Annotated in this window: 22 protein-coding genes; 11 read left to right on the forward strand and 11 right to left on the reverse strand. The window is 57.4% G+C overall.

Annotated elements, in window-relative coordinates:
* Positions 1–13: 13 nt before the first annotated feature.
* Both WA225_RS04425 and WA225_RS04430 read right to left on the reverse strand, forming a co-directional pair.
* The gene (locus WA225_RS04425; protein ID WP_422606997.1) at positions 14–433 is read right to left on the reverse strand and encodes an HD domain-containing protein; all 420 of its coding nucleotides are present in this window, start codon (positions 431–433) and stop codon (positions 14–16) included.
* Between the two features lie 15 nt (positions 434–448).
* A complete protein-coding gene (locus tag WA225_RS04430) occupies positions 449–838 on the reverse strand; it encodes a hypothetical protein (protein WP_422606998.1) in 390 nt (129 codons plus the stop codon).
* Between the two features lie 165 nt (positions 839–1,003).
* On the opposite strand from WA225_RS04430, the gene WA225_RS04435 reads away from it, so the two are divergent.
* The 3 genes from WA225_RS04435 (at position 1,004) to WA225_RS04445 (ending at position 3,134) form a co-directional block, all read left to right on the forward strand.
* Positions 1,004–1,435, forward strand: a complete 432-nt coding sequence (locus tag WA225_RS04435; protein ID WP_422606999.1) for a hypothetical protein — start codon at positions 1,004–1,006, stop codon at positions 1,433–1,435.
* A gap of 417 nt (positions 1,436–1,852) precedes the next feature.
* Positions 1,853–2,353: an Hcp family type VI secretion system effector gene (locus tag WA225_RS04440; RefSeq protein ID WP_422607000.1), complete on the forward strand. Its 501-nt coding sequence runs from the start codon at positions 1,853–1,855 to the stop codon at positions 2,351–2,353.
* A complete protein-coding gene (locus tag WA225_RS04445; RefSeq protein ID WP_422607001.1) occupies positions 2,346–3,134 on the forward strand; it encodes a DUF4225 domain-containing protein in 789 nt (262 codons plus the stop codon). The genes WA225_RS04440 and WA225_RS04445 overlap by 8 nt, the downstream gene beginning before the upstream one ends.
* Positions 3,135–3,621: 487 nt before the next feature.
* Here WA225_RS04445 and WA225_RS04450 read toward each other — a convergent pair whose 3' ends face one another.
* The 5 genes from WA225_RS04450 to WA225_RS04470 all read right to left on the reverse strand — a co-directional run bounded on the left by WA225_RS04450 (position 3,622) and on the right by WA225_RS04470 (position 10,269).
* Positions 3,622–3,906, reverse strand: coding sequence for a hypothetical protein (locus tag WA225_RS04450; RefSeq protein WP_422607002.1), 285 nt, complete (start codon positions 3,904–3,906; stop codon positions 3,622–3,624).
* 845 nt (positions 3,907–4,751) lie between these two features.
* The gene (locus WA225_RS04455) at positions 4,752–5,300 is read right to left on the reverse strand and encodes a cupin domain-containing protein (RefSeq protein WP_007950154.1); all 549 of its coding nucleotides are present in this window, start codon (positions 5,298–5,300) and stop codon (positions 4,752–4,754) included.
* A gap of 499 nt (positions 5,301–5,799) precedes the next feature.
* Positions 5,800–7,083, reverse strand: coding sequence for an FAD-binding oxidoreductase (locus tag WA225_RS04460; RefSeq protein WP_322843905.1), 1,284 nt, complete (start codon positions 7,081–7,083; stop codon positions 5,800–5,802).
* 49 nt (positions 7,084–7,132) lie between these two features.
* Positions 7,133–8,623 (reverse strand): aldehyde dehydrogenase, encoded by a 1,491-nt coding sequence (locus tag WA225_RS04465; protein WP_064389317.1) that lies wholly within the window; start codon positions 8,621–8,623, stop codon positions 7,133–7,135.
* Between the two features lie 269 nt (positions 8,624–8,892).
* Complete coding sequence (locus WA225_RS04470) at positions 8,893–10,269, reverse strand: glutamine synthetase family protein (RefSeq protein WP_007918694.1); 1,377 nt, start codon at positions 10,267–10,269, stop codon at positions 8,893–8,895.
* A gap of 282 nt (positions 10,270–10,551) precedes the next feature.
* On the opposite strand from WA225_RS04470, the gene WA225_RS04475 reads away from it, so the two are divergent.
* The 5 genes from WA225_RS04475 (at position 10,552) to WA225_RS04495 (ending at position 15,792) form a co-directional block, all read left to right on the forward strand.
* Positions 10,552–11,313, forward strand: a complete 762-nt coding sequence (locus tag WA225_RS04475) for a gamma-glutamyl-gamma-aminobutyrate hydrolase family protein (RefSeq protein ID WP_422607003.1) — start codon at positions 10,552–10,554, stop codon at positions 11,311–11,313.
* A gap of 370 nt (positions 11,314–11,683) precedes the next feature.
* A complete protein-coding gene (locus WA225_RS04480; RefSeq protein WP_160058510.1) occupies positions 11,684–12,826 on the forward strand; it encodes an ABC transporter ATP-binding protein in 1,143 nt (380 codons plus the stop codon).
* On the forward strand, positions 12,823–13,737 hold the full coding sequence (locus tag WA225_RS04485) for an ABC transporter permease subunit (protein WP_034155532.1): 915 nt from the start codon (positions 12,823–12,825) through the stop codon (positions 13,735–13,737). Before WA225_RS04480 ends, WA225_RS04485 begins: the two co-directional genes overlap by 4 nt.
* Entirely contained in the window at positions 13,734–14,609 is an 876-nt protein-coding gene (locus WA225_RS04490) for an ABC transporter permease subunit (RefSeq protein ID WP_064120851.1), read from the forward strand. Before WA225_RS04485 ends, WA225_RS04490 begins: the two co-directional genes overlap by 4 nt.
* A gap of 85 nt (positions 14,610–14,694) precedes the next feature.
* Complete coding sequence (locus WA225_RS04495; protein ID WP_123594281.1) at positions 14,695–15,792, forward strand: polyamine ABC transporter substrate-binding protein; 1,098 nt, start codon at positions 14,695–14,697, stop codon at positions 15,790–15,792.
* Positions 15,793–16,095: 303 nt separating this feature from the next.
* Here the strand turns inward: WA225_RS04495 and thpR are convergent, their stop codons facing one another.
* On the reverse strand, positions 16,096–16,617 hold the full coding sequence (gene thpR / locus WA225_RS04500; RefSeq protein WP_422607004.1) for an RNA 2',3'-cyclic phosphodiesterase: 522 nt from the start codon (positions 16,615–16,617) through the stop codon (positions 16,096–16,098).
* A gap of 107 nt (positions 16,618–16,724) precedes the next feature.
* Between thpR and WA225_RS04505 the strand changes: the two genes are divergently transcribed.
* A complete protein-coding gene (locus tag WA225_RS04505) occupies positions 16,725–16,916 on the forward strand; it encodes a hypothetical protein (protein WP_422607005.1) in 192 nt (63 codons plus the stop codon).
* Between the two features lie 28 nt (positions 16,917–16,944).
* Here WA225_RS04505 and WA225_RS04510 read toward each other — a convergent pair whose 3' ends face one another.
* Positions 16,945–17,298 carry a DUF1428 domain-containing protein gene (locus WA225_RS04510; protein WP_422607006.1) on the reverse strand — a complete coding sequence of 118 codons (354 nt, stop codon included), beginning with the start codon at positions 17,296–17,298 and terminating at the stop codon, positions 16,945–16,947.
* A 1-nt stretch (position 17,299) separates the two neighbouring features.
* Positions 17,300–18,382, reverse strand: a complete 1,083-nt coding sequence (locus tag WA225_RS04515; protein ID WP_422607007.1) for a hypothetical protein — start codon at positions 18,380–18,382, stop codon at positions 17,300–17,302.
* A gap of 306 nt (positions 18,383–18,688) precedes the next feature.
* On the opposite strand from WA225_RS04515, the gene WA225_RS04520 reads away from it, so the two are divergent.
* Complete coding sequence (locus WA225_RS04520) at positions 18,689–18,964, forward strand: hypothetical protein (protein ID WP_422607106.1); 276 nt, start codon at positions 18,689–18,691, stop codon at positions 18,962–18,964.
* Between the two features lie 71 nt (positions 18,965–19,035).
* On the opposite strand, the gene WA225_RS04525 is transcribed toward WA225_RS04520, so the two are convergent.
* Positions 19,036–20,100 (reverse strand): hypothetical protein, encoded by a 1,065-nt coding sequence (locus tag WA225_RS04525; RefSeq protein ID WP_422607008.1) that lies wholly within the window; start codon positions 20,098–20,100, stop codon positions 19,036–19,038.
* Positions 20,101–20,304: 204 nt separating this feature from the next.
* Between WA225_RS04525 and WA225_RS04530 the strand changes: the two genes are divergently transcribed.
* Positions 20,305–22,059, forward strand: a complete 1,755-nt coding sequence (locus WA225_RS04530) for an L-lactate permease (protein ID WP_422607009.1) — start codon at positions 20,305–20,307, stop codon at positions 22,057–22,059.
* Positions 22,060–22,242: the final 183 nt, after the last annotated feature.

Here is a 22,242-nt window from a genome sequence, read left to right on the forward strand (position 1 = left end):
TAACTTTTCTTTATCAGCGTAACCGTCCAATTGCCTGCCGATACTTTTCGATTCGCTCCAGATCCTCCCAACTCGGCGAGGCAATCCGCGACAGGTCGCTGTTCTCTTCCAGATCCGCCAGCTTCACCACCCGACCGATCGGGTTCTGTGCGGCGCGGTCGACGAAGTCTTCATAGGATTCGCCCGGCACTTTAGTTACCGATTCGATAGCGCTCAAAACTTCTTCGCTGAAGCCTTCCTTGCGCAGGTCATCGAGGCTGACGCCGCAATCCTCGACCACGTCATGCAGCACGGCGACGATGCGTTGTTCCAGTGTGGTCATGCGCAACATGACTTTCAGCGGATGCAGAATGTACGGCGCACCGCCCTTGTCGACCTGCCCGGCATGGGCCGTGGCGGCGATGGCGATAGCGCGTTCGAGGGTCTGGGTCATGGGAATCTCCGAGGGTTAAACGCCGTAGCGGCCGCCGACATGGATGTTGCGTTTGAGCCAGTTGCCGATCGCCTTCAGGCGACTGACTGGCTTCGCTGGCCCGCAATGTCGCTGAAGAATCAGCGTCACCAATTTGGCCTGATCGGCTTTTGGATGGGCATCGATCAACTCGGCAACCCACGCGCAATCGGCCTTTTTCAGATGCTCGCGCCACTCGCCGGGCCAGGCATCCAGCTCATCCCGCGCCAACCAGCGGGCGCCGCCATGTTCCATATGCCCGCCGGACATCGACTGTTCGAAACAAAAAGGCGTGTCTGGCTTGGCAGGGTCAATGTGAAACAGGTAGATGTCGTGAAACGGATGTTGTGAGGGGAGCGCATTGTTGCGGCTGCCGATTTCGATCATGGGCAATATTCCATTCCTTGGGCGCTGATGTTTCCGATTGTTTCGCAGTGTACGCGACAGGAGCAAATCAAAAACCCGATGGAACCTCCCTCCTCCGCACAATCTCGAAACTGTATCAGCGCCAAATCATCGATCAGACACGGCGCCTTTGAAGAGGAAACCCCGATGAACATTCGCCTCCTGCTTCTGATCGCCACCTTCGCCATCATCCCCACTTGCGTCATGGCCGAAGGCTGCGACGTCCAGACCCAATCCTCCAGCGTCTCAGTGCCGTCGGTCGAAAGCCACAGTTGTTATGAATACGAAGGCATGCCGGTCAACTCCATCGACTGGTCGTGCAGCAACGAAAGCAAAGACATGCTCAGCAGCACCAAAACCAAGGTCGAACACTGCGCCGACCACTACCAGGCTACGTGTATCGCGACGATCACCCAGGAATCCTTGGCTAATCCGCACTCCACCAGTAAGGACAAGAATGCCAAGGCGCTGAACATCCCCGACAACGCGCAAGTGACCACGTATTACTACGACGTGGAGCATTTGGCGCAGGCGCGGATTGATTGTGAGAATGGTGGCGGGCACTGGAAGGCGAAGTAATCGTTCTATATCTGCGCTGGCGTTACGCGAAGAAAAGCCCGGTTCAAAGGAACGCCGCGAGGGTAAACACCGCGATTTTATGCTTCAGCGTGGTGGCTCTTCCTCTGCGTGGCGAGCATTGGAAGAAGGTGTGCGACGAACGTCGCGGTGCGCCAGACGAATAGTTAATTTCGATATCTGAAAACTTCGTAGGAAAACACCCCACGTGGCGAGGGAGCTTGCTCCCGCTGGGCTGCGAAGCGACCCCAAAAACCGGCCATGACCTCACCGCACTTCAGAACATTCACTTCCTGACGTCTGCCGCCCCTGTAAGACGCATCTGAGTTTCAAAAACAGCGAAACTCTGCCTCTCGGCCCTGGCTTTAGTTGGCGGTTACTCTGCAGACAAGACTAACTTGCCAATAAAGCAGAGCAACCATGGCCAATCACAGCTACATGAGTATTACCGGAAATCGTCAAGGACTGATCTCCGCCGGGTGTTCCGACACTAGTTCAATCGGCAACAAATGCCAGTTGGGCCACCTGGATGAAATCATGGTGCTGGCCTACTCACACAACATGACCGCCGGCAATAACGGCAGCGTGGGTGCCGACCGAGGCAAACACCTGCCTATCATGATCACCAAGAACATAGACAAATCGTCCCCGCTCCTGTCCGCAGCACTTCACGAGCGCGAAGTGCTGGAATGCACAATCTTCTTCTACCGAACCTCGCCCGCCGGCACTCAGGATAAATACTTCAAAATCCACATAACCGGCGCAAAAATCGCTCATATCAATCTTCAGGTCCCCCACGCCATTCATCTAAACGATGCGCAGCCACAAGAATTGGTGTCATTCACTTATCGCGAAATCAGTTGGACACATATTCAAGCGGGCACGTGCGGCCACAGCACTTGGGGAAATAACGATGAATGAGGACTCATGCGACATTAACGACGTTACCCGCGCCGCGTCGGACCTGGTCGCTTTCGGCTGTCAGATTGGCGCCACGCAGTTGTACGACAGTTTCAGCCAACTCAAGTTTGGCGAGATCGTGTCGGCTTATGCGAATGAGATTATTCGGGCGGTGGATGAAGGTGTTATTAGTGCGAAGCAAGGGTTGCAGAAACTGAGGGAGGAGTATTCAGAGCTTTCTGCCAAATCCATGTTTTATTTTCAGAATGGGGTGACTATCGCTGCGGGAAGCATGCAACTTCAGGCGGGCGCCTTAGTAATTTCAGCTAGCCGAGGGAGGGACGGCGTCAAGGGCGCCGCCCTAGTGGCTCATGGCATCAACAACATTTACGAGGGGGTAGGAAACATCTACGTCGGCCCTGAAAAACCAAGTGTTTTGGGGCCTATAAGGATGGCTTATCAGAAAACTTTCGGTCCTAAAAATGGCAACTTGGCCTATTACAGTTTCGATTTATACCTATCTATTCACGGAATGATGAGTTTTGTTCGAAAACCTGACTCGGTACAGCTTTTCAATAGAGACCCGATAAACTACGAGCGCGGATACAAACAAATGGGAGCGCTCGCACTAGCCCTCGAAGCACTTGCAGACAGCATCACACTGACTACGATTATAAAGGAATCAATTCCTGAAAAATTATCAAGTGACGGTTTTATCAACGACGAGAATGAAATTAACGCCGAAAAAAACTCAAATAACAAAACAACCCAAGAAACAAAAAAAACAGTCCTCCAGCCATAACCCAACAAGAGACATCAACAAAAAAATCAAACCCCATCAAAAAAGGAGTAAAAATAAAAGTCGCAGCTATAGATACAACAACTATCTGAATCCATGCAACTCGTAAACTATAATGCTTTTCCTCAATCATTTCGCCACGGAGCACATTACGAAGTCGCGGTAAATTATAAATACAATCAAACACCATAAGAAACACATAAACACCCCAGAATATCCCCCAAAGCAACCCTCCCTCCAGATCAATGAACTGACGGATACCACTCACAATCATTACTGCCCAGAAACCAGCGGAACCCGCAACAAGACAGAAGGTACTAACATAACACCGAAGTTCATCCAGCTTCATTAATTCACCCTAAAACCTCAAGACCAATTCTCAGCCTCGAAAAATTGAACCGCAACACAATGTAAGCACGCCAAAAAAATCCATAACATCACTGACCCCGCACCTTCATGACACAAACACACCAACAACAAACTAGCACCATCACAAATCTATCGTGCGCAACCAGAGCCAAATAAAAATTATTACAAACGCCCCTACACCTATGACGCCACGATGAAGATCGCTAAAATCGAAGCCATCACCAATAAATTGAACGATGAATTGAACAACAACCTCAGCGCAAAACAACGCGGAAACAAAAATGTAAATATATCCGACAATTACTGGAGTTCCTTCTGCCCCTGCATCTCGACCAAGCCACTCCGCAAGCTCCCCAACAAAAAAAATAACGGAAATTAATAAACAACATTCCAAAAAAAATAACACCTAAAATAACTTTTCTAACAACACCACTCAGAGGAACGACCTTCTCCAAATTATGCACCAGTAACGCGCTATACAGCGCACTGAGAAGGAGAGTGACAATAAAAAGACCAACAACAACTCCAAACTCTCGAATTAACATATTACCACTCACACTCCCAATTAGCTAAAAGACCAAAAATTAAAAACTATTCCGTCAACGGTGAGAGCGAAACGAACGTTGAAAAAAGCTTAAATAGCAAAACAATCCAAAAAATAATACAAAAAAAAACGCTATAATCCAGTACGAAAAGCCATTAAAAAAATCGAACCCCATCATAAAAGGAACAAAAGCAATAGCCGATATCATAGACAAAAAGACCATTTCGATTAACACCCATCGTAAATCGCAGTGCTTTTCTTCAATCACTTTTCCAGCGAATATATTGCGAAGCGATGGAGCGGAAAATATAAAACCATACAAAGTCCCCCTCAAGCTCTATAAACTGACCAATACAATTTAAGACCATTACACTCCAGAAAACTGAAGAAGCAAGGATTAGACAATAAACACGGGACAAACACCGAAGGTCATTTAATTGCACAGCCCGCTCCCTCATATAGCTATAACAACAAAAAAACCCAAGCCCTACGAACAATCAAAAACGGCTTCCGATCAACCACCACGCAATGTAAACATGCCAGAAAGGCCACAACATCATCGATCCTGCACCTTCCCGCACCCATCCAGAACATTCCTACAAATCAAAACCCTGCACCCTACAAACATTTCATCCACGCAAAAAAAATCCGACACCCAATAAAAGGTGTCGGATTTATTTACAACGTACGCTTAATCTGAACAGTGATCAGAAGTTAGCCGGCGTATTCGCACTAATAATCTCCGCCTCATCCGCCCCGATATTCCGAAACTTATGCGGCAGCGTAGTCGGAAAGTAATACCCATCCCCCGCATTCAACACACTCACCGACCCATCCACAGTCAACTCCACCGTGCCCCGCGTCACCAACCCACACTCCTCGCCCTCAGCATGCACAATCGGCTCCTCCCCGGAACTCGCGCCAGGGGCGTATTGCTCGCGCAGCAGACGCATCTGCCGGCTGGGCACGGAGGCGCCGATCAGCAGAAGGCGCAGGCCGTGGCGGCCGAGGTCGGGTTGTTCGTTGGCGCGGAAGACGTATTGGTGTTCGCGCGGGGGTTGGTCGAAGGTGAAAAAGTCGGCCAGGGACATCGGGATGCCTTCGAGCAGCTTTTTCAGGGAGCTGACGGAAGGGCTGACGCGATTCTGTTCGATCAGGGAGATGGTGGCATTGGTCACGCCGCTACGCCGGGCCAGCTCACGCTGGGAGAGTTTGTAGCTTTCGCGTACTAGTTTGAGTCGAGAACCCGTATCCATGACTGCCTTATGTGAGAAGTACTTAGGCTCTGCGCGAAAACTGCCTGCGCGACGATCATGCTGCGTTAAAAACAGGCTCGGAATGCTCATGTAGGGCCCTACACTCCGCTTCCTCGCCTGTTTTTGCCTTGCCTGATCGCCGCTCGGCGGTTCTCGCGCAGACCCACGGGTAATGGGGGTGGGTGGCGGGTGCCGCGCGAGGGGCGCGGATCACGTTGCTCCCGTGTCCCGGAACCGTGAAAGGCGGCTATTAAATCACGTTTGCCGGTGTTGCTCAGCAGGTTCGATGGACGGCGGGTGAAATGGACCTGCCGGTGGTAATTCTGGGTTGAATACAAAACCTGTGGGAGCTGGCTTGCCAGCGATTGGGTGGCACATTCAACATCCCTTTTGCTGATCGGCCGCTATCGCTGGCAAGCCAGCTCCCACATCTGGATATCTGCGGTGTTGCGATAAGAAAAACCGGCGGGGTCTTGGGGGCCGCCGCCGGGGAGGTAACTTAGAGGCCGAAGCGGTCGCGCAGTGAGTAATAGACGGCGCCGAGGGCGGTCAGTGGCGCCGAGAAGGTGCGGCCGCCGATCATTGGCATGTGTGGCAGCGAGGCGAACGCATCGAAACGCTCAGCGTCGCCGCGGATCATTTCCGAGATCAGTTTGCCGGCGAGGTGCGAGCAGGTGACGCCGTGGCCGCTGTAGCCTTGCATGTAGTAGGCGTTTTTCTCGATGCGGCCGAATTGCGGCATGCGGGACATGGTCAGCAGGAAGTTGCCGGTCCAGCGGTAGTCGATTTTCACGTCTTTGAGCTGCGGGAAGGTCTTGAGGATCTTCGGCCGGATCAGTTGTTCGATGTCGTCCGGTTCACGTGCGCCGTAGACCACACCGCCGCCGTAGAGCAAACGGTTATCGGCGGTCAGGCGGTAGTAATCCAGCAGGTAGTTGCAGTCTTCGACGCAGTAGTTGTTGGTGATCAGGCTGCGCGCCTGTTTCTCGGTCAACGGTTCGGTGACGACGATCTGCGAGCCGCACGGCATGCTTTTCGCGGTCACGCGGTTGTCGAGGCCTTGCGGCAGATAAGCGTTACCAGCGATCAGCAGGTACTTGGCGCGTACCTGACCTTTGGCGGTGCGCACGACGTTGGGTTCGCCGTATTTGATTTCCACGGCAGCCGACTGCTCGTAGATTTTGCCACCCAAACGCGTAATCGCCGCAGCTTCACCGAGCGCCAGGTTCAACGGATGAACGTGGCCGCCCTGCATATCGAGCAGACCGCCAACATAAGCGTCGGAGCCGACCTCACGACGAATCTCAGCCGCGTCGAGCATCTTCAGATTGCGGTTGCCGTAACGTTCCCAGCCACGCTTCTGCTCAGCCAGACCGTTGAGTTGTTTCTTGTTCATCGCTGCGAAGATACCGCCCGGGCGGTAGTCGCATTGGATGTCGTATTCCTTGATGCGCGAACGGATGATGTCGGCGCCTTCGAAGATCATGCTGCCGAGAATTTCTGCAGTCTTGTCGCCGTAACGCTCTTCGATCACGTCGACGTCGCGGCTGTAGGAGTTGACCAGTTGACCGCCGTTGCGACCGCTGGCGCCGTAGCCGACTTTCGCCGCTTCCAGCACCGTCACTTTGTAGCCCGCTTCGGTGAGGAACAGCGCCGAGGACAGGCCGGTGTAACCGGCGCCGATAATGCAGACATCGCACTCGACCGACTCTTCCAGAACCGGGAAGTCGATGACTTCGTTGCGAGTGGCGGCGTAGTAGCTGTTTACGTGTTGCTGTTTCATACGTTTCTCCGAGGGTCGCCAATAAACGGCGACCACCGCTGTAATAGAGTCAGAGCTTGATCCAGGTCGCTTTCAGCTCGGTGTACTTGTCGAACGCGTGCAGCGATTTATCGCGGCCGTTGCCCGACTGTTTGAAACCACCGAACGGTGCGGTCATGTCGCCGCCGTCGTACTGGTTGACCCAGACGCTGCCGGCACGCAGGCCACGGGCGAAGGTGTGCGCCTTGCTGAGGTTGCTGGTCCAGACGCCGGCGGCGAGGCCGAAGATGCTGTCGTTGGCAATCTGCAGCGCTTCTTCGGCGGTGTCGAAGGTGATCAGCGACAGCACCGGGCCGAAGATTTCTTCCTGGGCGATGGTCATCGCATTGGTCACGCCGTCGAACAGCGCCGGCTGCACATAGAGGCCACCGGTTTCTTCGAGGGTGCGTTGGCCGCCGGCGATCAGCTCGGCGCCCTGCTCGCGACCGATGCTGATGTAGCGCAGCACGTTGTCGAGTTGACGCTGATCGACCACGGCGCCGACGGTGGTTGCCGGATCCAGTGAATGACCCGGTTTCCACGCTTGCAGCGCTTCCACCAGCAGCGGAATGAACTGCTCGCGGATCGAACGCTCGACCAGCAAGCGCGAACCGGCGGTGCACACTTCGCCCTGGTTGAAGGCAATGGCGCCGGCCGCTGCTTGTGCTGCCGCGCGCAAGTCCGGTGCGTCGGCAAACACCACGTTCGGGCTCTTGCCCCCTGCTTCGAGCCAGACGCGTTTCATGTTGCTTTGGCCGGCATAAATCATCAGCTGCTTGGCAATCGCCGTGGAGCCGGTGAAGGCCAGCACGTCGACGTCCATGTGCAACGCCAACGCCTTGCCGACGGTGTGGCCGAAGCCTGGCAAGACGTTGAACACGCCTTTCGGAATGCCGGCATCCAGCGCCAACTGCGCGATGCGGATCGCCGTCAGCGGCGATTTTTCCGAAGGTTTGAGAATGAACGAATTGCCCGCTGCCAGCGCCGGGGCGAATTTCCAGCTGGCCATGATCAGCGGGAAGTTCCACGGCACGATGGCCGCAACGACGCCCGACGGCTCGCGAGTGACGAGACCGAGTTGATCGTGCGGGGTGGCGGCGACTTCGTCGTAGATCTTGTCGATGGCTTCGGCGCTCCAGCGGATCGCGTTGGCGGTCGCCGGGATGTCGATGCTCATCGAATCGCTGATCGGTTTACCCATGTCGAGGGTTTCCAGCAGCGCCAGTTCTTCCTGGTTCTGCAGGATCAGATCGGCGAAGCGAATCAGGATGCGCTTGCGCTCGGCCGGGGCTTTTTTTGCCCACACGCCAGATTCAAAAGACTGGCGCGCGACCTCAACGGCGAGGTTGGCGTCGGCTTCATCGGTGCTGGCCACGGAGGCGAGGAAACGGCCGTCGACGGGACTCAGGCATTCGAAGGTGTCGCCACTGATGGCCGGGCGGTATTCACCGTTGATGAACGCGCGGGCTTCGATGGTCAGGGACTGGAAGCGTTGTTCCCAGTCGTTGCGGGTCGTTGTCATTGTTGTGGCTCGACAAGGGGGGAATTGGGGGTGTCAGGTTGCTGTGTCTGGTTTGAGATGGCTGCCCTCACCCTAGCCCTCTCCCAGGGGTAGAGGGGACCGATCGGGGGATGCTCAGAATCTCCGCCGACCTGAAAAATCTTTGCCGAATCCATAATCGGCTGGATCGTTCAGGTCGCTGAATATCTCAAGACAACTCGGTCAGTCCCCTCTCCCTCCGGGAGAGGGTTAGGGTGAGGGGCTCTTCAGCTTTTGAGGGCCTCAGCCAATCACACCGTATGCAGATACCAGTTGTACTCAAGGTCCGAGATCGAGTTCTCAAACTCGGCCAGCTCGCTCTCCTTACAAGCGACAAACACGTCGATGTACATCGGGTCGATATAGCGGGCCATGACTTCGCTGTCGTCCAGCTCGCGCAGTGCGTCGCGCAGGTTGTTCGGCAGGCTTTGTTCGTTCTGCTCGTAGCTGTTGCCTTCCACCGGGGCGCCCGGCTCGATCTGATTGGTCAGACCGTGGTGAATACCAGCCAGCACCGAAGCCATCAGCAGGTACGGGTTGGCGTCAGCGCCAGCAACGCGATGCTCGATACGCACAGCGTCGGCCGAACCGGTTGGCACACGGACCGCAACGGTGCGGTTGTCGATGCCCCAGCTCGGCGAGTTCGGTACGTAGAACTGTGCGCCAAAGCGACGGTACGAGTTGACGTTCGGGCAGAGGAACGCCATTTGCGCAGGCAGGGTCTCCAGCACACCGCCGATCGCGTGACGCAGTGCGGCGTTCTGCTCGGGATCCTCGCTGGCGAAGATGTTGTTGCCTTCTTTGTCCAGGATCGAAATGTGTACGTGCAGTCCGTTGCCCGCCTGGCCCGGGTACGGCTTGGCCATGAAGGTGGTGTCCATCTCGTGGTCGTAGGCGATGTTCTTCACCAGACGCTTGAGCAGGACGGCGTAGTCGCACGCCTTGATCGGGTCGGAGACGTGATGCAGGTTGACTTCGAACTGCGCCGGGGCGCTTTCCTTGACGATCGCGTCAGCCGGGATGCCCTGCTCTTTCGCGCCTTCGAGGATGTCTTGCAGGCAGTCGACGTATTCGTCGAGATCGTCGATCAGGTACACCTGAGTCGACACCGGACGCTTGCCGGAGACTGGCGAACGTGGCGATTGCGGACGGCCGTTCACGTTGTCCTGGTCGATCAGATAAAACTCGAGTTCGAACGCCGCGCAGATGGTCAGGCCGAGGTCGTCGAATTTGCGCACAACGTTAGCCAGCACTTCACGCGGGTCAGCGAAGAACGGCTGGCCTTCGATCTCGTGCATGGTCATTAGAAGTTGTGCGGTGGGGCGCTTCTGCCACGGCTCGATGCTCAGGGTGCCGGGGATGGGGTAGCAAATACGGTCAGCGTCGCCGATGTCCAGACCCAGGCCGGTGCTTTCCACCGTGGAGCCATTGATGTCGAGCGCGAAAAGCGAGGCCGGCAGGTTGATGCCTTTCTCGTAAACCTTATGAAGACTGGTGCGTTCGATGCGCTTGCCGCGCACCACACCGTTCATATCCGCAATCAGAAGGTCGACGTACAAAACCTCAGGATATTTCTTAAGGAATGCGTTTGCTTCGTTGAGTTGAACGGTACGCAGAGGGACCGACATGATGCACCTATTTAGCTGTTAATTATTATGTTCACTACTGTTTCGCCGAGCCAGTCAACCCGAACGGCAAAGTGAAGTCAATAGCGAACAGATGACCGCTCAGGGTTTATTTTTCGGGCTTTTTTTAACACTTGCGTGCCAATACAGGCGCCAGAGCCCCGAGAATCATGAAGATATGATGAACGGCGTTTAGAATTTTTTACATGGCAGTTGTTAATTAAAATCAACGAGGCTAAGCTCCGGAAAAGCTCGTTCAAGTGTCAAACTTCGAGGTGAATAAAAATGGCATTCAAGCCATTGATCGGCGTTACTGCGTGCGTCAAACAGATTGGCCTGCACCCCTATCACATCAGCGGCGACAAGTACGTACGTGCTGTCAGCGTTGGCGCTAACGGGTTGCCAGTGGTCATTCCTTCCCTTGGCAACCTGACTGAAATCGAAGACCTGCTCGGTCAACTCGACGGTCTGCTGCTGACCGGCTCGCCTTCCAACGTGGAACCTTTCCACTATCAAGGCCCGGCCAGCGCCCCCGGCACGGATCACGATCCCGCGCGGGATGCCACCACCCTTCCTTTATTGCGTGCAGCCATCGCGGCGGGCGTTCCGGTGCTCGGCATTTGCCGCGGCTTCCAGGAAATGAACGTGGCGTTCGGCGGCAGCCTGCATCAGAAGGTGCATGAGTTGCCGGGCATGCTCGATCACCGCGAAGCCGACAGCCCTGATGTGGCCGTGCAATACGCACCGGCTCACGCCGTAACGGTATTGGGCGGCGGCGTGTTTGAGGCGTTGGAGCTGCCGGGCGAGTTCCAGGTCAACTCGATTCACAGCCAGGGCATCAACCGCCTCGCCCCCGGCCTGCGTGCCGAAGCGCTGGCGCCGGACGGTCTGATCGAGGCGGTCTCGGTCGAACACAGCCCGACCTTCGCCCTCGGCGTGCAATGGCACCCGGAATGGCAAGTGCTCGACAACCCGAACTACCTGAAGATTTTCCAGGCATTCGGCGCGGCTTGCCGGCAACGGGCGGCGCGACGCAACCAGCGCTGACACAACCCAAAGATCACAACGATTTACTGCCCCCATGGATGTCGGGTGTGCCTTTGCGCATCCGTCATTCGTGAACAGCAACACCCGTAATAACAACAAGTACGACCCAGGCAGCCAGGACGGCGGCGCCGACCAAGCCGGATCGGTAAGTGCAATACCTGTCGGAACAATGCAAAACCCTGTGGGAGCTGGCTTGCCAGCGATGAGGCCGTCACCTTCAACATTAGGGGTGACTGACCCACCGCCATCGCTGGCAAGCCAGCTCCCACAGGGTATTGCGGCGATTCGACCGGGGCTGCGCTTGCAGGCTTGCAATCCACTTAAGCCCGGCCACATTGGCCCGGCGAACGAAACCTGTTGGGAGTTTCACATGGCAAACGCCTCCAGCACTTACAGGAAGGCACTTGAAGGTCATCAGCAACCGAAAAAGGTTCTGGTGAAAGTCGACCGTGTCACCAAGAAGTTCGACGAAACCGTGGCCGTGGACGATGTGTCCCTGGAGATCCATCAGGGCGAAATTTTCGCCTTGCTCGGCGGCTCCGGTTCGGGCAAATCGACCCTGCTGCGCATGCTCGCCGGTTTCGAGCGTCCGACTGAAGGGCGGATTCTGCTCGACGGCGTGGACATCACCGACATGCCGCCGTACGAGCGGCCGATCAACATGATGTTCCAGTCCTACGCGCTGTTCCCACACATGACCGTCGCGCAAAACATCGCCTTCGGCCTCAAGCAGGACCGTTTGCCGGCCAGTGAAATCGATGCCCGTGTCGATGAAATGCTGCGTCTGGTGCACATGACCCAATACGCCAAACGCCGTCCGCATCAGTTGTCTGGCGGCCAGCGTCAGCGCGTCGCCCTCGCCCGCTCGCTGGCCAAGCGTCCGAAGCTGTTGCTGCTCGACGAGCCGATGGGCGCGCTGGATAAAAAGCTGCGTTCGCAGATGCAACTGGAACTGGTGCAGATCATCGAACGCGTCGGCGTGACGTGCGTGATGGTGACCCACGACCAGGAAGAGGCCATGACCATGGCCGAGCGCATCGCGATCATGCACCTGGGCTGGATCGCGCAGATCGGCAGCCCGATCGACATCTATGAAGCGCCGGTCAGCCGCATGGTCTGCGAATTCATCGGCAACGTGAACGCCTTCGACGGCACCGTGGTGGAAGACCTTGAAGGTCACGCGATCATCCACAGCCCGGACCTGGAACAGAAGATCTACGTCGGCCACGGCGTCAGCACCTCGGTGCAGGACAAGTCGGTCACCTACGCGATCCGTCCGGAAAAAATGCTCGTCAGCACCACCAAACCTGAGTTCCGCTACAACTGGTCCGAAGGCAAGGTACATGACATCGCCTACCTCGGCGGCCACTCGGTGTTCTACGTCGAACTGCCCGGCGGCAAAATCGTCCAGTCGTTCATGGCCAACGCCGAACGCCGTGGCGCACGTCCGACCTGGGACGACAAAGTCTACGTGTGGTGGGAAGATGACAGCGGCGTGGTACTGCGCTCATGAGAACCTTCAATCAGCAATTCCTGCGCCTGGTGCCCAGCGGGCGAAAACTGGTGATCGGTATTCCGTTCATCTGGCTGTTCCTGTTCTTCATGCTGCCGTTCTTCCTGGTGATGAAGATCAGCTTCTCGGAAGCCGCGCTGTCGATCCCGCCGTACTCGGAGATCTACACCTACGCCGAACAGAAATTCCAGCTGATGCTGAACATCGGCAACTACACCATGCTCGGCGAAGACGAGCTGTACCTGTCGGCCTACCTCGGTTCGCTGAAGGTCGCGGCGCTGAGCACGATGATGTGCCTGCTGATCGGTTTCCCGATGGCTTACGCGATCACCAAGACCGGCAAGGAAACGCAAAACGTCCTGCTGCTGTTGATCATGATGCCGACCTGGACCGCGATCCTGATCCGCGTATATGCGTGGATGGGCATCCTCAGCAACAACGGTTTGCTCAACGCGTTTCTGATGTGGACGGGACTGACCGATCACCCGATCGAGATCCTCAACACCAACACGGCGGTCTATATAGGGGTCGTGTACGCGTATTTGCCGTTCATGGTGCTGCCGCTGTACGCCAACCTCGTCAAGCACGATGGCAGCCTGCTGGAAGCCGCGCAGGATCTGGGCTCGAGCAACTTCAACAACTTCTGGAAAATCACCGTGCCGCTGGCCAAGAACGGAATTATTGCCGGCTGCATGCTGGTGTTCATTCCGGTGGTCGGCGAGTTCGTGATCCCGGAACTGTTGGGTGGCCCGGAGACGCTGATGATCGGTCGCGTGCTGTGGCAAGAGTTCTTCAATAACCGCGACTGGCCGGTGGCGTCTGCCTTGGCGGTGGTGATGCTGTTGATCCTGATTGTGCCGATTCTGCTGTTCAACCGCAGCCAGGCCAAAGAGATGGAGGCACGGGGATGAAACGCTTCGGTTTTTCCAAGTTCATGCTGATCTTCGGTCTGATGTTCATTTATCTGCCGATGCTGATTCTGGTGATCTACTCGTTCAACGCATCCAAACTGGTGACGGTGTGGGGCGGCTGGTCGGTGAAGTGGTACGTCGGTTTGCTCGACAACACGCAACTGATGGGCTCGGTGGTGCGCTCGCTGGAAATCGCCTGCTACACCGCGATCGCCGCTGTAGCGTTGGGCACCCTCGCCGCTTTCGTACTGACCCGCGTCACGCGCTTCAAGGGTCGCACGCTGTTTGGTGGTCTGGTCACTGCGCCGTTGGTGATGCCTGAGGTGATCACCGGTCTGTCGCTGTTGCTGCTGTTCGTGGCCATGGCGCAACTGATCGGCTGGCCGCAGGAACGTGGCATCGTCACGATCTGGATCGCCCACACCACGTTTTGTGCAGCCTATGTGGCGGTGGTAGTCTCCGCGCGCCTGCGTGAGCTGGATTTGTCGATCGAAGAAGCGGCGATGGATCTCGGTGCGAAGCCGTTCAAGGTGTTTTTCCTGATCACCATTCCAATGATCGCGCCGTCGCTGGCGGCGGGCGGGATGATGTCGTTCGCCTTGTCGCTGGATGACTTGGTGTTGGCCAGCTTCGTCTCCGGGCCGGGTTCGACCACGCTGCCGATGGAAGTGTTCTCGGCGGTGCGACTGGGCGTGAAGCCTGAGATCAACGCCGTGGCCAGCCTGATTCTGCTGGCGGTGTCGCTGGTGACCTTCCTGGTCTGGTACTTCGGCCGCAAGGCAGAAGCCAACCGCAAAAAAGCGATTCAGGAAGCGATGGATCAGACGGCGAACGAGTCGTGGCAACCTCAGCAATCCGCAGCCACTGCTTAACCTGTATCCCTAGCCCTCTCCCTCGGGAGAGGGCTAGGGCTAGGGGGCTTTGCGTAACGTGAATAAAAAGAATGGAGTTGTACCGATGAAAATGTTTGGCAGGACTCTGCTGACACTGTCCTTAATGGGCGCAATGGTCATGGGCGCCCAGGCCAACGACAAGGTGCTGCGTGTTTACAACTGGTCCGATTACATCGCGCCGGACACCGTCAAGAAGTTCGAAGACGAGACCGGCATCCGCGTGACCTACGACGTCTTCGACAGCAACGAGACCCTTGAGGCGCGCTTGCTGGCGGGCAAATCCGGCTACGACCTGGTCGTGCCGTCGAACAGTTTCCTGGCCAAGCAGATCAAGGCTGGCGTCTATCAGACGCTGGACAAATCGAAGCTGCCGAACTGGAAGAATCTCAACCCGGTGCTGCTGAAAAACGCCGCCGCCAGTGATCCGGACAACGCCCACGCGTTCCCGTACATGTGGGGCTCGATCGGCATCGGTTTCAACCCGGCCAAGGTCAAGGAAGTGCTCGGCGCCAACGCCCCGACCAATTCCTGGGACTTGTTGTTCAAACCGGAAAACGCTGAAAAACTCAAAGCCTGCGGCATCAGTTTCCTCGATTCGCCGACGGAAATGATCCCGGCTGCCCTGCACTACCTGGGTTACCCGGTGAACGACAGGGACACCGCGCACATCAAGGAAGCCGAGGCGCTGTTCATGAAGATCCGCCCGAACGTGGCGTATTTCCATTCCTCGAAATACATCTCCGATCTGGCCAACGGCAACATCTGCGTGGCGGTCGGTTACTCCGGCGACGTGCTGCAGGCCAAGGCCCGCGCGGTGGAATCGGGCAACAACGTGGTGATCGATTACAGCATTCCCAAGGAAGGCGCCGGCAGCTTCTACGACATGGTCGCCATCCCGCGCGATGCGGCGAACGTCGAGAACGCTTACCTGTTCATGGATTTTCTGATGCGTCCGGACATCATCGCCGAGATCACCAACAGCAACGGCTACAGCAACGCCAACGCGGCGGCGACGCCACTGGTGGATGAAGCGATCCGCAACGACCCGGGTTCGTACCCGTCGCAAGCGGTGATGGCGACACTGTATGCGGTGCCGGATCAGCCGATTGCCACGCAACGAATCATGACCCGTGGCTGGACCCGGGTGAAACTCGGTAAGTAAGACTACGGAGTTGGAATTCCAACAACACGATGAACCTGTGGGAGCTGGCTTGCCAGCGATGACGGAGGGTCAGGCAAAGGTATTTCGGATGTGCTGACCCCATCGCTGGCAAGCCAGCTCCCACAGGGTTTTGAGATCACATTCAGACAGTGCCAGGCCCAGGATTTTCTTAGCTTAAATAATTCATTGATTTCCCGTTCACGCAGCGCCTTACCACCGCTGCACCCTGCTATGAACGGCCTCACCTGGCTTCCTCGGTTCAGGTGAATTCTCAGGCGCCTTCGGGCGCCTTTTTTTGTGCGCTCAGATCAACGACCAATCTTGCAGAATCCGATAGCGCCCCTTGTGCGATTCGAACAACGCAAAACGTTCGGCGCGCAGGAAGAACTCCGGCGGCGTGGCGGATTCCGGCTCCGGCGCACGGTACTCACGGGCCAGCGTCAGGTGCGGGCGAAACTCGCGTGGCGTCTCTTCAAAGCCAAACGGCAACATCGCCTGCTCCAGCGCATAGACCAGTCGCAACAACGCCTGCGGCGCCTGCTCTGGCGCCAGCGACAACACCCCGGCGCGATGCCAGACCTGCAGACGATCCAGCGAAATCTTCAACGCCTCACCCGGTGTGCGCACTTGCCCGGCCGCCTCGCAGACTTCATTGATCTGCGCCAACGGCACCGCGCCAAGAAACAGCAGCGTCAGGTGAAAGTTGTCCGCAGGCACCGGCTTACCAGTGCGCAAACCCAACTCCCCGCGCCACTGAGCGATCGCCTTACGTAGCGCCGGAGGGCAATCGAGGGCGAAAAACAGTCGCTTCGCTTCATCGGTCATGGCCCTGCTCCCCTGTTCATCGTGATCCGCCGGATTCTACACAGCCTGATCAGACGACTCGTGACAGGAAGCTATAGTTCAAGGATTGCCATCAACCGGAGGCCGCCATGCGCGAGATCCTCAGCAAAGAACCCTGGTGGGCGCGCCCCCCGAATCCCGGGCAGGATGAGAAGGAACTGGAATGGGGCTGGCTGGTGCATTACAGCGAGGGTGAGCCGCGTTTCGAATTCGTCCGCGAACGCCCGACGGACGAGCAGATTCGCGATCGCAAAAGCTGCCGCATCACCCCCTCGGAGTGAACACTCCTACAAGATATTTGCGCTGGCTTCAGGGTTCAAGGATGTTCTTGAAGCCACCAAAGATCATCCGCTGGCCATCAAACCCCATCGGGTTGACGTCCGGTTGCATGCGCGGGTCGTCCATCATTTTGGCCATGCCGGCATCACGGGTGGCTTTGTCGGGCCAGATCAGCCAGCCGGCCGACACCGTTTCGCCTTCCTTGAGTTTTACTGCCATCGGAAATGAGGTGACCTTGCCATCCGGCACGTCATCACCCCAGCACTGAATCACATCCTGTGCACCGTATTCCTTGAACAGTTTCGCCGCGATTGCGCAGTGCTTTTTGTACTGCTCATGATTGGCAGTCGGCACCGGCGCTACGAAAATATCGATATAAGCCATGTCACTCTCCTTGCACGTTGGGTTCGATCTGCTGGTTAGTCGATTGCGGCGGCTGCCATTCGACAGGATTCACGCCCAAGCCGACCGGCGGTTCATCCTCGACGGCCAAATTGCGCTCAACCTGCCCGGCCATGTGCAACGTGCCGGCCATTACGCCAGTCGTCGGGTTCTGCACCAGTTTCAGCCAGGCCTTGTCGAAGGTGCTGCCCAGACTGTTACGAATCAACGCTTCACTGTCAGGCCGGTCATTGGCCTGGATGATCGCGCGAATGCCCGCCACACCGATCGAAATCAAACCTCCCGCCAGTTTCCCTGCGGCGGCAGCGACCGCACTGGCGGCACCGCGCGGGGCCATTTCCGCTTCCATGCGTTGGCTGGCGCGCTTGGCCACCGGCGCCATGCCGGCATCGGTCGAGGCAATACCCTTGGCGCCTCCCTCGGTGTGGATCTTGTCGATCAGCGCGGCGTAGGCCGGCAGCGTATTCAACGGCTCGGTGCTGATGACCTGATACAACGAAGCATCCCGCGCCGGTGGCGGGCCGAGAGCGATGGCCGGGATCTTCTGCAAACGCCCATTGAGTTGCGCAACAGGCACACCGTGGCGCTGGGCGATGAGCGACATCTGCTGCGCCATCAGTTGCGCGTAGAACGCTGTGGCCTGGCCGAGAATCGCATCCGGATCGATCTCCACCGCGACCGGCGCCAGCACCCTTTCCTGATATTGCTCAAGCAGATACGCCGCCAGCCGCTTGGCCGAGGCGTCCTGTTCGCCACCGGCATCGATCGTGTACCAACTGACCTTCATCGACAGCCATTCCTGGGTCCAGTAGCTACTGAACCACGGGATGAAATTTTCTTCAGTTTGCTGATAGACGCGAGTGCGCCAATGTTCCATCGAACCCCGGGCAAAGACTTTGACTTGCTCGGTGGACTGCTGCGAAGCGCTGACGATTTCCCGGTCGATCTGCTGCCAGGTTGCCGGCGACACCACCACGGCCTGCGGCGCTGACACCGGGGCCCGCGCCGGGGTGGCGCAGCCGGCCAGCAACAACAGTGCGGCGACGAGCAGCGCACGCGGGTTCACGGTGGCGGTTTCCTTGAGATGAGTGGGAGGCAGATTTGAGTATAGGTGGGTCAATTGAGCCTGATGCTGGATGTACTGGCCTCATCGCTGGCAAGCCAGCTCCCACAAGGATTTCCAGCGGCCGCAGATTTTGTGATCACCTCAGAACCTGTGGGAGCTGGCTTGCCAGCGATGAGGCCATCAGCAACACCCCCAAAAACCCCACCATCAATGCCATCGATATTCACCATCGCGACGATTGCCTTCCGCCCACCGCCCATCAAAGGCACGATTAAGCCATCCGAGACACAACGAGGAGTTCACAGCATGATTCACACCCACGTCACACTCTCCGTGAGTTTCCCGGTGTTCGGCAGCAACTATTACGACCAGCACGTCGTGTCGCACAAAGCGCAGGCACTGGTATTCAACGAAGCTTTCGAAGATCTGCTGATGCCCGCCGCCATCAATCACTTCAGCAATGAAGTGGTCGGCATCAACGATCAGTTCCGTTTTCTGAGCGACATTCTCGCCACCCATTTGCTGGACATCGAGGCCGCTGTGCCTGCGCGATCCAGCGTCCGGGCGAGCGCTCGTTTTTAATTGCAGCACGCACTAAAAAGCCCACTGGCCATTTCGGCGCAGTGGGCTTTTTCACATCAGGGTTGCGCCGTTCAGCGCTTCCAGCACTCGGCATAACGCGAGCAGACGTTGTACTGCGCATCCATTTTGGCCATGCGGTCGAGATGGCGCATGACGGATTCGGCCATGATTTCCTTGGACGACTGGAAGTAGTACATGATCATGTCGGTTTCCATGTCGGTCGGCGCCGCGTTGCTACGCTTGCCGGAAGTACCGTCGACGGCAGACCATTCTTTCAGGCGCTTGTCGTCGATACTGCGCAGGCGCTTGCGATACTCGTCGCTGGAACGGGTGATCGCCTCGTCGGCAATCGCCGAACTCTCATTGTTGAATTCGGCCAGATTCTGGCGGTACAGCGCCCAGTAATCGTCTGGCAGTTCAAAGCCCATTTTCGCCTTGCGTTCGCTGACCAGGGCATCGAGCTTTTGCGGCGTAAACGTCGTCGAGACCGGCTTCTTCGCTTCGGATTTCATCACCACGAAGAGACTGCCATTGACGATGCGATCGATCATCACCGTACGTTCCGGCGTATCCGGCAGCAGCACTGGCGGTTTGGGAAAGATCGGGTTGCGCCCGGCACAGGCCGCCAGGCCCTCGCGTTTCATCAGGATCGGTGTGCGCACGTCCTTGCCATCGATGCGCTGCACACGCTGCATCAGTGTCGAACACTGGCGCCCCTTGAGGTCGAAGGTCAGCTCGTATTCTGTATCGCGCTGAGGTTTGAAGCTGAAACCCGACCCGCACACGGCATAACCGGTCTGGGTGTTGACCTTCAGGTACATGTCCTTGTCGGGCGGCAGTTTGATTTCCAGGTAGCTCTTGGCCTTTTCCGGTGGCGCCACACTCATGCCGACTCGGCGCGTGCTGTCGACGATGAACAGGTTGTTGAGCAAGCCGGTGGTCTGGCCATCGCAATGCTCTGCATCGTAGTAATCCACCGAAGCGTTATCGGTGCTGGCGACAAAGCGCAGCTTGGCGGCATCAGGTGCGGCCGAATCCTGATAAGTGCCCATCTGGGTACATCCCGACGCCAGGAGGCCCGACAGAACGGCACCGATAACAACGGGTGAACGGCGCAACAGCAAAGCGACAGACATGATCATCCTTGGGGAGACGGGGCAAAAAAACGGCGATGCTACTGAATTGCCATCATTGCGTCCACTCCCCCCGCGTCTGCACTACCGACCGTTGGTCACCCTGCCCGCCCCACCCGAGCAGCGGCGAAATGCCACCTATACTCCTTGCAACCAAGCCCCACGCAATGGATCTGCGCCCTCAATAACAACAAGCAGAGGTGGACCATGGTCTGGCAGCAAATCTATGACCCGTTCGGCAACCCGGTAATCTCCACGCTCATGGCCGCCGTGCCGGTGGTGGTGATGCTCGCGACGCTGGCGTTCTTCCACGTCAAGGCGCATCTGGCGGCGTTGCTGGCGCTGGCTTCCGCCCTGCTGATCTCGATCTTCGCCTTCGGCATGCCGGCGAGCATGGCCGGTTCCGCGGCATTGTTCGGGGCGGCGAACGGCTTGCTGCCGATCGGCTGGATCGTCCTCAACATCATCTTTCTGCATCGCCTGACTACCGAGAACGGCTCGTTCAAAGTGCTGCAGGATTCTCTCGCGCGGATCACCGATGACCGCCGCTTGCAGTTGCTGCTGATCGCCTTCTGCTTCGGTGCGTTTTTCGAGGGTGCGGCGGGATTCGGCACGCCGGTAGCGGTGACCGGGGCAATTCTGATTGGTCTCGGCTTCTCGCCGTTGGCCGCGTCCGGTCTGGCGCTGATTGCCAACACGGCACCGGTGGCGTTCGGCGCGTTGGGCACACCGATTATCACGCTGGCCAAGGTTACCGGCCTGGATGAAATGGAACTGTCAATGATGGTCGGTCGGCAGTTGCCGTTCTTCTCGGTGCTGGTGCCGTTCTGGTTGATCTGGGCGTTCGCCGGGTGGCGCAAGATGCTGGAGATCTGGCCGGCGATTCTGGTGGCCGGGGTGAGTTTCGCCGTGCCGCAGTTTCTGGTGTCGAACTACCACGGGCCGATGCTGGTGGACGTGATTGCCGCGCTGATTTCCATGGCCTGTCTGACGTTGTTTTTGAAGGTGTGGAAACCGGCGACCATTCACACCTCGGCAGCGCTGTCAGGGCGCGTCGACAACTCCAAAGTCGAAGAAGAAAAAGTCACCGCCAGCGCCGCGTTCAGCGATCAGGCGCGCCCGGCGGTCATGCGTGCGTGGATGCCGTGGATCATCCTCACCGTGTTCGTGTTTGCCTGGGGCACGCAGGGCTTCAAGAATATGTTCGATGTGCGCCCGGCGATCGATCCGGTTACGCACTCGGCCAAACTCGACCTCACAGGTAAACCGCTGAATGAAGCCAATCCGATCTTCGCGCCGGCGGTGACCTTCACCACCCTGCACCTACAGATCGAAAAAGTCCCGCCCGTGGTTGCCGCGCCGAAAGCGGAAGAAGCGGTGTACAAATTCACCTGGTTCACCGCCACCGGCAGCGGGATTCTGCTGGCGGCGATCGTCGGTGGTTTGCTGATGGGCTATTCGATCCCGCAACTGATCAAGCAATACCTGCGCACGTTGTGGGTGGTGCGGTTTTCGCTGATCACCATTGCGGCGATGCTGGCGCTGGGGTTTCTCACGCGCTATTCGGGACTCGACGCAACCATGGGGCTGGCGTTTGCGGCGACGGGGATTTTCTACCCGATGTTCGGCACGCTGCTCGGTTGGCTGGGGGTGGCGTTGACCGGTTCCGATACGGCGTCGAACGTGTTGTTTGGCGGCTTGCAACGGGTTACCTCGGAACAATTGGGGATCAGCCCGATCCTGATGGCGGCGGCGAACAGCTCTGGCGGGGTGATGGGCAAAATGGTCGATGCGCAGTCGATCGTGGTCGCCTCCACCGCGACTCGCTGGTATGGGCATGAGGGCGAGATTCTGCGTTATGTGTTCTTCCACTCGATTGTGCTGGCGATTCTGGTGGGTGGGCTGGTGACGTTGCAGGCGTATGTGGCGCCGTTTACACACATGGTGGTTGGCGGGCATTGAGGCTGGATGATCTGGCCCCATCGCTGGCAAGCCAGCTCCCACAGGGATTCATGCTGTAAACACGAGTCCATTCACCCCATGGAAACCTGTGGGAGCTGGCTTGCCAGCGATGAGGCCCTGTCATTCAACACTCATGTTGACTGACTAGACGCTATCGCGTGCAAGCTCACTCCCACAGTAGTT

The sequence above is a fragment of the Pseudomonas sp. genome (assembly GCF_049300855.1).
Classification (GTDB): domain Bacteria; phylum Pseudomonadota; class Gammaproteobacteria; order Pseudomonadales; family Pseudomonadaceae; genus Aquipseudomonas.

Coding starts and splice junctions, on each gene's coding strand:
- WA225_RS04485 (WP_034155532.1), top strand. CDS start 12,823: ATGAGAACCTTCAATCAGCAATTCCTGCGCCTGGTGCCCAGCGGGCGA.
- WA225_RS04505 (WP_422607005.1), top strand. CDS start 16,725: ATGCGCGAGATCCTCAGCAAAGAACCCTGGTGGGCGCGCCCCCCGAAT.
- WA225_RS04480 (WP_160058510.1), top strand. CDS start 11,684: ATGGCAAACGCCTCCAGCACTTACAGGAAGGCACTTGAAGGTCATCAG.
- WA225_RS04520 (WP_422607106.1), top strand. CDS start 18,689: ATGATTCACACCCACGTCACACTCTCCGTGAGTTTCCCGGTGTTCGGC.
- WA225_RS04440 (WP_422607000.1), top strand. CDS start 1,853: ATGGCCAATCACAGCTACATGAGTATTACCGGAAATCGTCAAGGACTG.
- WA225_RS04470 (WP_007918694.1), bottom strand. CDS start 10,269: ATGTCGGTCCCTCTGCGTACCGTTCAACTCAACGAAGCAAACGCATTC.
- WA225_RS04510 (WP_422607006.1), bottom strand. CDS start 17,298: ATGGCTTATATCGATATTTTCGTAGCGCCGGTGCCGACTGCCAATCAT.
- WA225_RS04490 (WP_064120851.1), top strand. CDS start 13,734: ATGAAACGCTTCGGTTTTTCCAAGTTCATGCTGATCTTCGGTCTGATG.
- WA225_RS04455 (WP_007950154.1), bottom strand. CDS start 5,300: ATGGATACGGGTTCTCGACTCAAACTAGTACGCGAAAGCTACAAACTC.
- thpR (WP_422607004.1), bottom strand. CDS start 16,617: ATGACCGATGAAGCGAAGCGACTGTTTTTCGCCCTCGATTGCCCTCCG.
- WA225_RS04425 (WP_422606997.1), bottom strand. CDS start 433: ATGACCCAGACCCTCGAACGCGCTATCGCCATCGCCGCCACGGCCCAT.
- WA225_RS04435 (WP_422606999.1), top strand. CDS start 1,004: ATGAACATTCGCCTCCTGCTTCTGATCGCCACCTTCGCCATCATCCCC.
- WA225_RS04430 (WP_422606998.1), bottom strand. CDS start 838: ATGATCGAAATCGGCAGCCGCAACAATGCGCTCCCCTCACAACATCCG.
- WA225_RS04460 (WP_322843905.1), bottom strand. CDS start 7,083: ATGAAACAGCAACACGTAAACAGCTACTACGCCGCCACTCGCAACGAA.
- WA225_RS04445 (WP_422607001.1), top strand. CDS start 2,346: ATGAATGAGGACTCATGCGACATTAACGACGTTACCCGCGCCGCGTCG.
- WA225_RS04530 (WP_422607009.1), top strand. CDS start 20,305: ATGGTCTGGCAGCAAATCTATGACCCGTTCGGCAACCCGGTAATCTCC.
- WA225_RS04495 (WP_123594281.1), top strand. CDS start 14,695: ATGAAAATGTTTGGCAGGACTCTGCTGACACTGTCCTTAATGGGCGCA.
- WA225_RS04475 (WP_422607003.1), top strand. CDS start 10,552: ATGGCATTCAAGCCATTGATCGGCGTTACTGCGTGCGTCAAACAGATT.
- WA225_RS04525 (WP_422607008.1), bottom strand. CDS start 20,100: ATGTCTGTCGCTTTGCTGTTGCGCCGTTCACCCGTTGTTATCGGTGCC.
- WA225_RS04465 (WP_064389317.1), bottom strand. CDS start 8,623: ATGACAACGACCCGCAACGACTGGGAACAACGCTTCCAGTCCCTGACC.